Raw genomic sequence first — 14092 nt, 5'->3', positions numbered from 1 at the left:
TGGGGACCCGGCCGGGATTCCGGCTCAGAAGGTCCGCGCGACCTCGACGCCCAGCCAGACCGCGGCGAGGCCGGCGGCGGTGCTGCCCGCGAGATTGGCCGCGGCATAGGCCCGCGCGCCCGACTCGTACAGCTTCAGCGTCTCGTAGGAGAAGGTCGAGTACGTGGTGAGCGCACCGCACAGGCCGGTGCCGAGCAGCAGTCCGAGGCGGGCCGAGGCGACGCCGGTCAGCAGGCCCAGGACGAAGGAGCCGGCCACGTTGACCACGAACGTGCCCCAGGGGAAGACCGAGTCGTGGCGGGCCTGGACGGCCCGGTCGGTGAGGTAGCGCAGAGGGGCGCCGACGGCCGCGCCGGCGACGACGAGCAGCCAGTTCACGCGGGCGGCTCCCCGGCCGCCGCGGGCGGCCCGTACCGTACGACCTCGCAGGCGTCGAGCAGCACCAGGCCGCCGTCCGCCATCAGCTCCTCGAGCTCGGGCAGGAAGGCCCGCACCCGCTCCTCGGTGTCGACGATCACGATCGCCATCGGCAGGTCCTCGCCGAGCGAGAGCAGCCGGGCGGTGTGCACCAGGGCCGAGGAGCCGAAGCCCTCGACGCCGTGGAAGACGGAGGCGCCGGCCAGCCCGGCGGCGTGCGCGCGGTGCACGATCTCGGTGGACAGCGGGCGGTGGTGCCAGGTGTCGTTCTCGCCGACGAGGGCGGTCAGCCGCAGCGCGCGGCCGGCGAGCCGGGTCATGACGGCCTCCTCCGTACGGTGGCGGCCCGGGCGGCGACGACGCCGGCCCAGACGGCGGCGAACGCGGTCAGCGCGGTGCCCCCCAGATAGAGCAGGGCGCGCGGGACCTCGCCGCCGGCGAGCAGCCGCTGGGTGTCGAGGGAATAGGTCGAGAAGGTGGTGAAGCCGCCGCAGACCCCGGTGCCGAGGAAGGGCCGGACGAGCGGGTGCGGCGGGTTGGCGGTCTCGGTGGCGACCACCATGAGCACGCCGAGGACGGCGCAGCCGACCGCGTTCACGGTCAGGATCGTCCACGGGAAGGCGCCGGCCGGGGTGGGCCACAGCAGGGTCGCGGCATAGCGCGCGCTCGCCCCGAGGGCACCGCCCGCGGCGACCACCGCGACGACCGGTAGCTGCGCGCGGAATCCCATGGCACCAGCGTAGGCGCAGCGGATTCCCGCCGATCGGCAGGGGACGGCCGGCCGGTCGGCAGGGGCCCCACCGGTCGGCGGGGACGGCCGGCCGGTCGGCGGGGGACGAGGCGCACAGGCACGGTCTCCGGCCTGGGGCATTAACCGGAGCCCGGCCCGTGCTGCCTCGCCCCGATGTTCCGGGCGGGGCCGCACGGGGGTCAAAGCCGGGCTCCCGAATCTGTCAGATCCCCCCGTGGGGTATCGCCGCCCGGTGGCCGGAAAGGGAGGGGGTGTGGTCCGGCCACCACCCGGCGGCCCAGACGGGTGCCGTCTCCACCTCGTCCGGGCGGGGTCCGGGACGGGAGTGTGGAGGGGCAGCGGGAGGGAGCTGCACCACCCCCCATGGCAGGAGTGTCGTGAGTACATCCGTCGCAACCGCATCGAGGTTCAGGACCGTCACCGGGCACCGGGACACGGTCGGCAAGACCGCCGGCGAGGACGTGTACGGCGAACTCTGCGCCGCGCTCTTCTCCGGTTTCCCGCGCCGCGACCAGCGGATGAAGGCCGAGCAGTACCTGAGCGGTCTGCTGACCGCGCAGGGCCGCAAGTCCATCCGCAACATCGCCGCGCAGATCGGCGGCCCGGCCGCCGAGCAGAGCCTGCACCACTTCATCTCCAGTTCCACCTGGGACTGGCGGCCGATGCGTGCCGAGCTGGCCCGGCACCTCCAGCGCACCGCGGCCCCGCAGGCCTGGGTGGTGCGGCCGATGCCGATACCGAAGGCCGGGCAGCACTCGGTGGGCGTCGACCGGCGTTTCGACCCCGAGCGCGGGCAGGTGTTCCGCGGGCAGCAGGCCTTCGGTCTGTGGTTCGCCTCCGAGGAGACCAGCGCGCCGGTCAACTGGCGTCTGTTCCTGCCCGACCCGTGGGTCAAGGACCGCACCCGGCGCGACCGGGCCGAGGTTCCGGAGGGCGCCGGCGAGGAGACCCTGGAGGAGTGCGCGGTCAACGCGGCGCTCGACACCGCCCGCTGGCCCGACGTGGCGCGCAAGCCGCTGCTGCTCGACGTGCGCGGCGGCGCGGGCCGGGCGGCCCTGCACCGGCTGGCCCTGGCGGGCGTCCCGGTGGTGGCGCAGATCGGCGCCGGCTGCCGGCTGACCGTCGCGGACCGCTCGCTGCCCGGCTTCGGCTCGGGGCCGCTGACCGCGCAGCAGATCCTGGAGTCCCTGAAGGGACTGCGCCGCCCGGTGAGCTGGGTGGACTCGGTGCACGGGGTGCGCACCTCGCGGACCTCGCTCGCCACGGCCGTACGGGTCACGCTGCCGGTGCCGGCGGGCGAGCGGCAGCGGCCGCTGCTCCTGCTCGGCGAGTGGGACGAGCCGCAGGAGGCCCCGGCCCGGCTGTGGATCACCGATCTGACCGGTTCGGCGGTCGGTCCGCTGCTGCGGCTGACCAAGCTGTCCCGGCGGGTCGAGCGGGACTTCCGGGCGGTCGGCGAGGGCGCGGGTCTGCGGGACTTCGTGGGCCGTTCCTTCCGCGGCTGGCACCGGCACATCACGCTCGCCTCGGCGGCACACGCGGCGACGGTGCTCGCGGCGGACCGGGACGCGTCGTACGGCGCGGTGCCGGCGCGCTCGGCGGGCTGAGGCCGGGCTGAGGGCTGGGGTCCGGGAGTTGGGGCTTCCGGACCCCGTACTTCCTCACCTCGGACGGCTATTCCTCGCCGCGGGGCGCCCGCGGGTCCGTGGCGAGGGCGGCGCGGCGGTGGGCGAGGACGTCGCGGGTGCGCTGGAGGCGCAGGGCGAGCTGCACTTCGAGGACCTGGCCGGGCTTCTGCCATTCGGTGCCGAGGAGTTCGCCGATGCGCTCCAGGCGGCGGGAGACCGTGTTGGGGTGCACGTGCAGGGCCTCGGCCGCATTGGTGGGGCTGGCGCCGGAGGCGAAGTAGGCCTCCAGGGTGCGGGTGAGGTCGGTGAACCGCTCGGCGTCGTAGTCCAGTACGGGCCCGATCGCCGACTCGATGAAGCCGTCCACGTCGTGGTCGTCGGACAGCAGCAGCCCCAGGAAGCCCAGGTCCTCGACGGACGCGGCGGCACCGGCGCCGCCGAGCGCGCTCATGGCATCCAGGCAACGCATGGCCTCCTGGGAGAGCCGGGCGACGCTGTCGGGGCTCCAGCCGGGGCCGGCGGCGCCGACGGACACCGGATGCCCGAGCAGCGGGGCGAGCTCGGCCGAGACGGCCTTCGCGGCGGCGGAGGCGTCCACTCCGGGCAGCAGCAGCACGATGCAGCCGCCCTGCACGGTCTTCAGACCCGCCATCCGGTACGCGTACGAGGACGCCCACACGACGGCGCGGCCCTGCTCGCCGCCCTCGGGCCGGGCCACCACCAGGACGTGCGGCTTGCGCAGGTCGATGCCGAGGCGGCGGGCGCGCTGGGCGATCTGCTGCGGGGCGTGCTGCGGCTCGGCGAGCAGGTCGTCGAGGAGCTCGTCACGGACGGGGCCCTCGGCGACGGCGGTGGAGCGCTGCATGAGGAGCAGGAAGGCGACGGACTGGGCGGCGAGTTCGAGCAGCCGCTCGTCCTCGCCGGTGAGCGGGGTGGCGGCGCTGACGACGAGGACGCCGAGGTCCTCGGAGCCGGCGATGACGGGGGCGACCCAGGTCTGCTCGGCGGCCCCGTCGGCGTCACCGGTCGGGGTGCGGACGGTGGAGGCGCGGACCGGCCTGCGGCCGGCGTGCGCGTCGAGGGAGGCCTTCGCCACCGCGTCCTCGTCGAGGGCGGGGAACCCGCCGGTGGCGGCGAGGGTGCGGCCGCCCGGGTCGCGGACCAGGACGCAGGCGTCGAGGGCGTCCCCGGCGGTCTTGGCGACGCCGAGCAGGTCGCCGCCGGACAGCACCAGGTTCATGATCCGGCTGTGGGCCTCGCCGATGTAGCGCATGCGGGTGAGCGCGGTGCGGGCGCGGGAGCTGTCCTGCTCCAGTTCGGAGACCTCGGCGCGGGTCTGGTCGAGGAGCCCGGCCTTCTCGGTGGCCACGGCGGCCAGGTCGGCGAGCGGGGCGAGCAGCCCGAGCTCGCCGTCGGCGAACCGGCGGGCCCGGCGGTCCCCTCCGTACAGCAGGCCGAGGACGGTGTCGCCGATCCGCAGCGGCACGGCGAGCACCGCGCGCAGCCCCTCGTCGTGGACCAGCCGGTCGACGGCGGGCACGTGCGGGAAGCGGTCGTCCGTCAGATAGTCCTCGGTCCAGGCCGGCCCGCCGAGGACGTGGACGAGACCGCCGAGTCCCTCGCGCTCCAGGGCGATCGCGCAGTCGGCCGGATCGAGAACGGTCAGCCCGCCCTCGCTGCTGTGCAGCACGCGCACGCCGTGCGCGTCGCGCAGGGTGATGCAGGCGAGGTCGAGGTCGAGGAGCCGGCGGGCGCGGCGGACGATCAGCCGCAGCAGTCCGTCGAGGTCGTACGGATGGGTGAGATCGCGGGCGGTGTCGGCGAGCGCGTCGAGCCCGGAGCCGCGCCGCTCGCGGCGGGCGAGCGACTGGGCGACACCGGTGGCGAGGTGCACGGCCCGCTCCAGATGGGCGAGTTCGGCCGCCGGCCTGCCCGCCTCGCGGGCCCGGTCGAGCAGATCGGCGAACCGCTCCGGCGGCGCCTGCTGGGCGAGCAGCTCCAGCACGGAGAGCGCGTCCACGCTTCCGCTCCCGTCCGTGCCGTGGTGGGACATGTGTCGACTCCCGTTCTCATGCAACCGGGCGTCGCGCCGGACGCCCGTACCGCTGGCCGAAACTGGATCGCCCGTGCACGCCGGTCAACGGTGAGATCCACCCCTTCATTCCCGTTCACCCCTCTTCCGCCCCCTTCCGCCCCCTTCCGGCGTGACCGGTCGACGGAGCGTCAGGAGCGGTCGCGGCGCGGGCGGATCAGACCGGCGCACCCGCGAAGGCCGGTACGAGCCGGGGCGTACGGGCCCACACGCCGGGCGCCTGCGCGGGCACCCGGGGCGGCCGGGCGCCGTCCCGCACGGTGAGCAGCGAGCGGTAGAGCCGGCGCAGCCGCGCGGAGGGCTCCCGGTCGCCGTCGACGAGGAGCGCGCCGCACAGGCGCTGGTAGACGTCGAGGGCGTCCTCGGTGCGTCCGGAGCGCAGCAGCGCGACCATGAACTGGGCGTGCAGGGCCTCGTCGACGGGGTGCCGGGCGACGAGGGTGGCGAGTTCGGGGACCATCTCGGCGTGCTTGCCGAGGCCCAACTGCGCCTCCACCCACTGGTCGAGGACGCTCATCCGGGAGGCGGCGAGGCGCGCGGACTCGGCGCGCAGCCGGGGTCCGGCGGCCACGCCCTCGTAGGGCTCGCCGCGCCAGAGGGCCAGGGCCTCGCCGAGCCGGAGCGCGGCCCGGGTCAGGTCGCCGGCCTCCATGGCGCGGTAGCCGGCGCCGGCGGCACGCTCGAACCGGCCGATGTCGTGGGAGCCGCCGCCGGTGTCGAGGCGGTAGCCGCCGGACTGGGCGGCGAGCACGGTCTCGGCGGTGCGTCCGTCGTCCCCCGCGCCCCGCCCGGCGGCGGCGCGATCGGCGGTGGCGCGGTCGCCGGCGGCGCGGGGCCGGCCCTCGTGGAGGGCGGCGGCGATGAGCGCGCGAAGTCCCGTGATGTGGGCGTGGAGTTCGGCGCGGGCGCCGCGCGGCGCGCCGGACGGCCACAGTTCGGCCATGAGCACGGTGGCCGGCACGACCTGGTCGGCGGAGGCGGCGAGCAGCGCGAGCACCTGTCGCGGCGCGGCGGCGGTCGGGGTGACCGACACCCCGTTCTCGCGCACCGAAAGTCCCCCCAGGATCCGGACGTCCACCTTGCCCCCTCAGTGTCTGTGCACGGGATGACCCTGGACGATTAGAAAAGAGACCGCGCGGCATGTCAATAAGAAACCGGGCGGTACGGAATCTCCAGACCCGACGGACGGAAAATTTGCCCGGTTTGCCCGGCATTTACCCCATCAACGGCTCGTAAAGACGCGAGGAAACGTACTCGTGGATCCAGATACTGGACCCACGGGTATGCTTTGCCGCTCGTTTTCAGGCAGGCGTGCGGGCACCTTCAGGCCAGGCGTCCGAGAAAACCGGCATGGCGGTTTTCTTTGAGATCATGATGGCGCGGTACGGACGCAGGGGGAAGCACCCCGCAGGAAGTGATGTACCAAGAAGTGACGCATCGGGAAGTGAAGCCGAAGAGACGTCAGAGATACGGGCCGGGAACGGCCGCGCGGAGGCCCCCACGCGGGAGGGTCTCCGAAGGAGGCTCCTAGGAGGCCTCGTCCGCGAGGCCGAGCGCGCGGGCGCCACGGCCCGGCTCCAGGTCCAGCATGGTGAGCACGGCCGGCACCACGATGCTCGGCAGTAAGTGCTGGTAGAGCGCGGAGGCCCAGCGCTCCATGGAGGAGCGGTCGCCCTCCAGGGCGTGCGTCATCAGATTCAGCCCGGCGTAGGCGCCGACCACCAGCGGGGCCACCTGCTCCGGGTCGGCGTGCGGCAACAGCTCGCCCTGTCCCTTCGCCTCGCGGAGCAGGCTCAGGTTGATGTCGGTCCACTCGCGGTAGGGGCCGCTGCGGTTGAGGTCGTGGCCGCCCTGGTCGAGGGTCAGCCGGACGCTGCCGCTCAGCACCCGGTCGACGGTGAGCCGGTGCGCGAAGACCATGCCGACGTCCACGAACTCCTGGACCTTGCAGGTCTGCGGCGGCGGCGTGGGCACCACGGACACCTGCGCGTCGATCACCGCGTGCGCGAGGTCTTCCTTGGAGTCGAAGTGGAAGTAGAGCGCGCCCTTGGTCACCTGGGCGAGGGCGAGGATGTCGGAGAGCTTCGCCGCCTCGTAGCCCCGCTCGTCGAAGACGGCCGCCGCCGCCTCCAGGATCGCCCTGCGGGTACGGATCGCCCGATCCTGCTTCGCCATGGGAGTCACGTCCCTCTCATCGCGCCCGAACCGGCATCCCGGTGGCCCGAGAAAACAAACCTTGGGGTACCAATTTTCCGGCAGCTGGAAGATACCCGAAGCCATGTTCACAGTGAACCCGAAAGCCCGGCCATCGACGTGCGCACGCCTCTGACCAGCGGACTTGCCGATCGCTTCAAGTAAGAGAACGTCAGGTCGGTGCTGATCGCACCGACCTGACGGAGTGCCGGACGCCCCCGTACGTCACTCAGGGCTACCGGAAAACCGACCCTCCGGTCCTCTGTCCGGTCTACCGGCCGGGCCCCCGCACGGGCCCCCTCGGGGACGGCCCGGCGGTCAGCCGGTGACCACCGCCGAGGCGGTGAGCAGCCCGAAGGCCGCCAGGACGAGGAGGGTGCGCACGAGGTGGAAGCGGTTCCAGCGCCGCTCGAAGGCCGCCCGTACCGCGCCCGCCGGCTCGCCGGCCGGTTCGGAGGCGGCCAGGGCGGTGTTGAGCGGGATGTTCCCGGCCACGGTGACCAGGTGGTTCGCCACCGCGGCCAGCAGACCCGCCGCCACCAGCCACTTCTGGGTGTCGGTGCGCCCGTCGACCGGCACGAACAGGGCCGCCGCCGGGAAGACCACGACCCCGAGGAAGACGAGCAGGAACACCGGCCTCGGCACGTACTCGTTGATCCGCCGCATCGCGTGGACGAACTCCTCGTCCGAGAGGCGGGCCAGGGCGGGCATCACCCCGGTGCGGAAGATCAGCATGATTCCGGCGTAGAGCCCGGTGGACACGACGGCGAGGGCGAGCAGCAGGGTGGCCATGCGTTCCATGATGCCGAGCCGCCGCTCAGTCCGCGTACGGGTCGGTGGAACCGCCGAGCCCGTCCGCCTGCCGGATGGCCTCGGCCAGCTCCCGTACGGACGCCGAGCGGGCCCGTTCGGAGAGCGCGCCCGCGCGGGCCGCGAGGGAGGACAGCGGCGGGGCGCCGGGCACCTGGCCGCCGCGCAGCCGGTCGGCGAAGTAGGCGGCGATGGCGGTCAGCTGGAGGCTGTCGTGGCCGCCTCCCCAGATCGGCGCGGTGAGCGCGCCGGCCTCGACGGTGCCCGATCGCTCGTGCGGGGCGCGGGTGGCGGGGTCGAGCCAGCGGACGGTGGCGGTGGCGACCCGGCCCCGCTGTCCGGGCCGCAGCTTGACGGCGTACAGCGCGGTCACGGTGTGCCCGGCGCCGACCTCGCCGCCGTCCACCCGGTCGTTGCGGAAGTCCTCGTCGGCGACCTTGCGGTTGTCGTAGCCGATGAGCTTGAAGCTCTCCACCGTCTTCGGATCGAAGGCGACCTGCGCCTTGGCGTCGCGGGCGCGCAGTTCGATGTGGCTCGGGAGCTGGTCGACGAAGACCTTGCGGGCCTGCTCGGAGGTGCCGACGTAGCTGGTGTGGCCGTCGCCCTTGTCGGCGAGCTGCTCCATGAAGGCGTCGCCGTAGTCGCTGCCGACGCCGACGCCGAACAGCGTGATGCCGTACGTGCGGCGCTCCTTGTCGATGCGCTCCAGGATGCCGGCGGCCTCGGTGTCGCCGGTGTTGGCGAGGGCGTCGGAGAGCAGCACGACCCGGTTGGTGGCGCCCTTGCGCCGGCCCTCGACGGCGACGTCGTAGCCGGTGCGGACGCCCGCCTCCACATTGGTGGAGGAGGTGGTCTCCAGGGCGTCGACGACGTCGTGGATCCGGCCGCGGTTGGAGCCGACGCGGGTCATGGGGAGCCGGGTCTCGGCGTCGGAGCTGAAGGTGACGAGGGCGACGGAGTCGTCGTCGCGCAGCTTGTCGGTGAGCAGCCCGAGGGATTCCTTGACCAGGTCGAGGCGGCCCGGTTCGCCCATGGAGCCGGAGATGTCGACGACGAAGGTGAGGGCGGCGGGCGGGCGTTCGCCGTCGCTGGGCTTCGTGGCGAGGCCGACGCGCACGAGGGACCAGCCGGGCGCGTCGGAGCGGGCGCCGTCGACGGTGACGCTGAAGCCGTTGTCCTCGGGGCGCGGGTAGTCCGGTTTGAAGCTGTTGACGAACTCCTCGGGGCGGATGTCCGCCGGGTCCGGCAGCCGGCCCTCGGCCAGGGTGCGGCGGGCGTAGCCGTACGAGGCGGTGTCGACGTCGAGCGCGAAGGTGGACAGCCGGTCCGGGGCGGGCGCGGGCTTCCCCTCGGGGGTCCTGTCGTCCTTGCCGCCCGGCGCCTGCTCTCCCGCCGCCTTGCCGCCGTCGGGGACGGCCGGGCGGTTCGGCGCGGGCGCGCCCCGGTCGGCGCGGGAGCCGTCCGCACTGGTGCGCGAACCGTTCTCGCCGGCCCCGCAGCCCGCGAGCACCAGGACTCCGGTGAGCGTTCCGGCGAGCACACCGGCCACCCTTCGCTTCGTGATCCGATTCATGGACACATCCCCCATCTCCTCATCTCCCCCTGGGAGGTCGGCACTTGTGAATGTGACGTCCGAGAGGGCCGGAAGGAGCAGACGAAGGAGTTGCGGAAGGATCTCAATGCGGCAACGGCGGCGGGGGCGCGCTGCCGTGGCAGGGACTCGCCATCCTTGTCAACAGGGGTTGTCACCGTACGCAGTCGCGTGCGTACATGGAGTGGCACACCGATCGGGCGGGGGTGGTCAGCGGTGGCAGAGACAGCGGGCTCCGTGATGCTCGCCCGTTCGGCGATGGGCCGGGCCGGTCCGGAGCCGCAGCGTCCGCCGGGGCGTCCGGTGCGCGGCACCCGTCGGGTCAGCGCCGCGCTCGCGGGCCTTGCGGCGTCCGCGCGGCACGAGTTGCTGACCTTCGACGACCCGGCGGCCTCCGTGTCGCGCGCGATCCCCGAGCCGTTCCTGGAGTTGGCGGGAGCGTGCATGCGTGCGGCGGCGGAGCGGGCCGGCGAGGTCCGCAGGATCGTCCCCCGGCACGCCCTCCCCCAGGTGGCGGGGGCGGTCCGGATCCCGGGCCGGGCCCGGGTCGCCGAGACCATCCCGTTCAAGATGATCGTCGTCGACCGCACGGTCGCCGCCGTTCCGCTCGACCTGGAGCTGCACTACAACGGGCTGCTGCTGATCCGCGACCCGGTGGTCGTCCAGGCCCTGGTCCGGGCCCACCACGCCTCGTGGGACACCAGCCAGGAGCTGGCGGGCCTGACCGCCCCCGCCCGCGAACTGTCCCCGCAGCTGCGCCCCGTCCTCGACGCCCTCCTCGCCGGCCTCACCGACGAGACGGCCGCGGCCCGCCTGGGCGTGTCGCCGCGGACGTACAGCCGAAGGGTGTGCGAGCTGATGGCGGCCCTGGGCACGACGAGCCGCTTCCGCGCGGGGGCGGAAGCGGCTCGGAGGGGGTGGATCTAGACGACCGGCAAGGACGTTTCTCACGGGGCCGGTTCTTACCGGCCCGATTCCTACGGGGTCAGGACACGATGTCCTTGCGGGCGAAGCCCCGGAAGGCGAGGGCGAAGAGGACCAGGGCGTAGGTCACGGAGACCGCCGCGCCCTTGGCCATGCCCGACCACTCCAGCTGCGGCTGGAGCGCGTCGATCCAGGAGAACTGCCAGTGCGCCGGGAGGAAGGAGCGCCAGTCGCCGAGGGCGGTGACCGCGTCGAGGACGTTGCCGATGATGGTGAGACCGACGGCGCCGCCGACCGCGCCCAGGGGCGCGTCGGTGCGGGTGGAGAGCCAGAAGGCGAGGCCCGCGGTGACGAGTTGGGACACGAAGACGAAGGCGACGGCGATGCCGATCCGCAGCAGCGAGTCGCCGGCCGGGAGCGCGCCGCCGGTGGGGAGCTTCAGCGGGCCCCAGCCGTAGGCGACGGTGCCGGCGACGAGCGCGACCAGCGGAAGGAGCAGCATCGCGGCGGCGCTGAAGCCGAGCGCCACGGCGAGCTTGGACCACAGCAGCCGGGCGCGCGGCACGGGCGCGGCGAGCAGATAGCGCAGCGAGGACCAGCCGGCCTCGGAGGCCACGGTGTCGCCGCAGAAGAGGGCGACCGGGATCACCAGGAGGAAGCCCGCGGAGACGAAGAGGCAGGTGGCGACGAAGTTGGCGCCGGAGGCCGTCGCCGTGTCCATCAGGTTGATCCGGCCGTTCCCGTTGCCGTTGTCGCCCGGCGAACCGCCGATGGCGAAGGCGACGATCAGGACGAACGGGAGGGCGGCCAGGATCAGGCCCATGACCAGGGTGCGGCGGCGCTTGAGCTGGCGCAGGGCCTCGACCCGCAGCGGCAGGGTCCGGCCCGGCGCATAGCCGGGCGCGGTCGCGCTCGCGGACGTGGACGTGGACCCCGTGGGCGTGGTGGCGGTGGTCATGCCGTCTCTCCTCCGATCAGGGTCAGGAAGGCGTCCTCGAGCCGCCGGTGCGGACCGACGCCGGTCACCGGCAGGTCGAGCCGGACGAGTTCGCCGATGAGTTCGGTGGCGGTCCGGCCGTCGAGCGGTACGAGCAGGCCCGCGTCGGTCCGTACGGCGGCGAGCTTCTCCACCACCGGGTCCGGCACGGGGCCGGCCAGGGTGACGAGCAGGGTGTCGCCGTTGCCGGTGATCTCGCCGACCGGGCCGGCCTGGACGAGGCCGCCGCGGTCCATCACCACGAGGTGGGTGCAGGACTGTTCGACCTCGGCGAGGAGGTGGCTGGAGACGATGACGGTCCGGCCCCCGGCCGCGTAACGGATCATCACCTCCCGCATCTCGCGGATCTGCGGCGGGTCGAGCCCGTTGGTCGGCTCGTCCAGGATCAGCAGGTCGGGCAGGCCCAGCATGGCCTGGGCGATGGCGAGCCGCTGCCGCATGCCCTGCGAGTAGGTGCGCACGGCGCGCTCCAGGGCGCCGCCCAGGTTGGCGATGCGCAGCGCCTCGTCGAGGTGGGCGTCCTCGGCGGGGCGGCCGGTGGAGGCCCAGTACAGCTCCAGGTTCTCCCGTCCGGACAGGTGCGGCAGGAAGCCCGCGCCCTCGACGAAGGCGCCGACCCGGGAGAGCACCGGGGCGCCGGGCCGGATCGCGTGCCCGAAGACCCGGATCTCGCCCTCGTCGGGGGTGATCAGGCCCATCAGCATGCGCAGGGTGGTGGTCTTGCCGGCGCCGTTGGGGCCGAGCAGACCGAGGACCTGGCCCTGTTCGACGCGGAAGGACAGCTCGCGGACGCTGTACCGGTCGCCGCCCGCGTACTTCTTGCTGAGTCCGGTGATCTGGAGGGGTACGCCGGCCAGTTCGGGATCCGGGGCGGGGGCCGTGGTGCGGCGCCGGGCGGTCAGCAGCAGCCCCGCGGCGGTGACCAGACCGAGCAGCGGCAGGCCCCACACCCACCACGGCAGTCCGGCGGCCTGGGTGGTGACGGCCGGGGCGGTGGGCACGGTCAGTGGCCCCTCGACGGCGGCGGTGTACGTGGCGGGCGCGGCCGGCGAGGCATAGCCGAGGTCGGTCGCGGCGAGCACCAGGCGCAGCCGGTGTCCGGCCGGGACCTCGTGGTCGACGGCCGGGAGGGTGAGGAAGGCGGTGCGGCCGTGGGCGGCGCCGTCGATCCGGACCGGGGCGACGAGCTGGGCGGGCAGCACCTGCTGCCGGCCGTCCGGCCCCACGTCGTACACCTTGGCGAAGACGACGGCCGAGCCGTCGGGAGCGGTCGAGGTGACCCGGACCCGGACGGTGGGGGTGCCGGTGACGCGCAGCGGCGTGGACTGCGGCCGGGCGTCGAAGGCGGCGAACTGGCCGGGGAAGTCGAGGGAGAGGCCCGCGCCGAGCGAGGACAGCTGGCTCAGTCCGCCGCCGAGGCCGGGCACGGCGGACAGCGCGGGCGGGTTGGCGCCGGCCGGGTTGGCGAAGGGGCGCGGGGCGGCGGGGCCACCGGCCGCGGCGGACAGGGCGACCTTCACCGGGCCGGCGGCGAGACCGGGATAGCGGTCGGCGGTGGCGCCGCGCAGGGTGGCCCGGCCGTCGGTGGAGTCGACGCCGCCGGTGCGGCTGACGCGAAAGGCCGGGCCGGTGTCGGCGCCGGTGTCCTGCTTCAGATAGCGGTCGAACCAGGCGCCGATCCGGCCCTCGATCCGGTCGGTCTCGCGGTCGCCGCCGTCGTGGCCGCCGGCGGTCCAGTCGACGGCGACGGGCGCGCCGTTGCCGGCGATGGTCCGGGCCATGGCGTCGGCCTGGTCGAGGGTGAAGAGCGAGTCGGCCTGCCCCTGGACGATCAACGCGGGCACCTTGATGCGCGCGCCGACGGCGGACGGGCTGCGCGCCTCCAGGAGGGCGCGGGCGGCGGGGTCGGGGCGCCCGGAGACGGCGACGCGCTGGTAGAGCGCGCAGACCTCGGGGCTGAAGCGCCCGCAGGCGCCGGGGGCGGGGGCGGGGGCCGTGCCGGGGGCGCCCGGTCGCTGTCCCGTACCGGCGGACGCACCGGACGAGAAGAAGATCCCCGACCACAGTTTCTTGAAGACGCCGTTCGGGAAGAGCGCGTCGGCGAGGTTCCAGTACGTGATCTGCGGGGCGACGGCGTCGACGCGCGGGTCGTGGCCGGCGGCGAGCAGCGCGACCGCGCCGCCGTACGACGCGCCGGTGACGCCGACGCGCGGGTCGCCGGGCCTGTCGAGCAGCACCTCGGGCCGGCCGGCGAGCCAGTCGACGAGGCCGCGCACGTCCTTGACCTCGCGCTCCGGGTCGTTGAGGCCGATCTGCCCGGTGGAGGCGCCGAAGCCGCGCGCGGACCAGGTGAGGACGGCGTAGCCGTCGCGGGCGAGCCGTTCGGCCTGGGCGCGGACGTCGTCCTTGGAGCCGCCGAAGCCGTGGCCGAGGAGCACGGCGGGGCGGCGGCCGGTGTCGCCCGCGGTGAAGTACGAGGTGTCGAGCCGTACTCCGTCGAGGTCGAGCATCCGGTCCGCGCGGTGCACGGGCGCGGGCCCGTCGGAGGCGACGGCGGTCCAGGTGCCGGCGCCGCCGAGGAGCACGGCGAGCGCGGCACCGGCCGCGGCCCACCGCCGCAGGCCCTTGCGGGGAAGTCGCAGCTGCATGGCATCGAGCCTAGGCGGGCCGGGGGCCGCGCCCCGGCTGC

General features: G+C 74.3%; 12 protein-coding genes. 2 read left to right on the top strand and 10 right to left on the bottom strand.

Annotated elements, in window-relative coordinates; translation table 11 throughout:
- Positions 1-24 precede the first annotated feature (24 nt).
- The 3 genes from crcB (AB0M18_RS12265) to crcB (AB0M18_RS12255) are packed head-to-tail and all read right to left on the bottom strand — an operon-like array spanning position 25 to position 1147.
- Positions 25-378 carry a fluoride efflux transporter CrcB gene (gene crcB, locus AB0M18_RS12265; protein ID WP_365756787.1) on the bottom strand — a complete coding sequence of 118 codons (354 nt, stop codon included), beginning with the start codon at positions 376-378 and terminating at the stop codon, positions 25-27.
- On the bottom strand, positions 375-737 hold the full coding sequence (locus tag AB0M18_RS12260) for a DUF190 domain-containing protein (RefSeq protein WP_265862573.1): 363 nt from the start codon (positions 735-737) through the stop codon (positions 375-377). The genes crcB (AB0M18_RS12265) and AB0M18_RS12260 overlap by 4 nt, the downstream gene beginning before the upstream one ends.
- Complete coding sequence (crcB, locus tag AB0M18_RS12255; RefSeq protein WP_365756786.1) at positions 734-1147, bottom strand: fluoride efflux transporter CrcB; 414 nt, start codon at positions 1145-1147, stop codon at positions 734-736. Before crcB (AB0M18_RS12255) ends, AB0M18_RS12260 begins: the two co-directional genes overlap by 4 nt.
- Before the next feature lie 398 nt (positions 1148-1545).
- Here crcB (AB0M18_RS12255) and AB0M18_RS12250 point away from each other — a divergent pair, with 398 nt between their 5' ends.
- Positions 1546-2775: a transposase gene (locus AB0M18_RS12250; RefSeq protein WP_365756784.1), complete on the top strand. Its 1230-nt coding sequence runs from the start codon at positions 1546-1548 to the stop codon at positions 2773-2775.
- Positions 2776-2842: 67 nt separating this feature from the next.
- Here AB0M18_RS12250 and AB0M18_RS12245 read toward each other — a convergent pair whose 3' ends face one another.
- From AB0M18_RS12245 to AB0M18_RS12225, 5 genes are all read right to left on the bottom strand, one after another.
- On the bottom strand, positions 2843-4849 hold the full coding sequence (locus AB0M18_RS12245) for a helix-turn-helix domain-containing protein (RefSeq protein WP_365756783.1): 2007 nt from the start codon (positions 4847-4849) through the stop codon (positions 2843-2845).
- 196 nt (positions 4850-5045) lie between these two features.
- The gene (locus AB0M18_RS12240; protein WP_365756782.1) at positions 5046-5936 is read right to left on the bottom strand and encodes an AfsR/SARP family transcriptional regulator; all 891 of its coding nucleotides are present in this window, start codon (positions 5934-5936) and stop codon (positions 5046-5048) included.
- Positions 5937-6415: 479 nt separating this feature from the next.
- Positions 6416-7063 carry a ScbR family autoregulator-binding transcription factor gene (locus AB0M18_RS12235; RefSeq protein WP_365756781.1) on the bottom strand — a complete coding sequence of 216 codons (648 nt, stop codon included), beginning with the start codon at positions 7061-7063 and terminating at the stop codon, positions 6416-6418.
- Positions 7064-7399: 336 nt separating this feature from the next.
- The gene (locus tag AB0M18_RS12230; protein ID WP_365756780.1) at positions 7400-7873 is read right to left on the bottom strand and encodes an anthrone oxygenase family protein; all 474 of its coding nucleotides are present in this window, start codon (positions 7871-7873) and stop codon (positions 7400-7402) included.
- 25 nt (positions 7874-7898) lie between these two features.
- On the bottom strand, positions 7899-9464 hold the full coding sequence (locus tag AB0M18_RS12225; protein ID WP_365756778.1) for a von Willebrand factor type A domain-containing protein: 1566 nt from the start codon (positions 9462-9464) through the stop codon (positions 7899-7901).
- 234 nt (positions 9465-9698) lie between these two features.
- On the opposite strand from AB0M18_RS12225, the gene AB0M18_RS12220 reads away from it, so the two are divergent.
- Entirely contained in the window at positions 9699-10409 is a 711-nt protein-coding gene (locus AB0M18_RS12220) for a DNA-binding response regulator (protein ID WP_365756777.1), read from the top strand.
- 58 nt (positions 10410-10467) lie between these two features.
- Here the strand turns inward: AB0M18_RS12220 and AB0M18_RS12215 are convergent, their stop codons facing one another.
- Positions 10468-11364, bottom strand: a complete 897-nt coding sequence (locus AB0M18_RS12215; protein ID WP_365756776.1) for an ABC transporter permease — start codon at positions 11362-11364, stop codon at positions 10468-10470.
- On the bottom strand, positions 11361-14051 hold the full coding sequence (locus AB0M18_RS12210) for an alpha/beta fold hydrolase (RefSeq protein ID WP_365756775.1): 2691 nt from the start codon (positions 14049-14051) through the stop codon (positions 11361-11363). Before AB0M18_RS12210 ends, AB0M18_RS12215 begins: the two co-directional genes overlap by 4 nt.
- Between the last annotated feature and the right edge of the window lie 41 nt (positions 14052-14092).

The sequence above is a fragment of the Streptomyces sp. NPDC051909 genome (assembly GCF_040681095.1).
Taxonomy (GTDB): domain Bacteria; phylum Actinomycetota; class Actinomycetes; order Streptomycetales; family Streptomycetaceae; genus Streptomyces.
The sequence above is the reverse complement of the archived record's forward strand: the minus strand, read 5'-3'. Positions and strand labels throughout refer to the sequence as shown.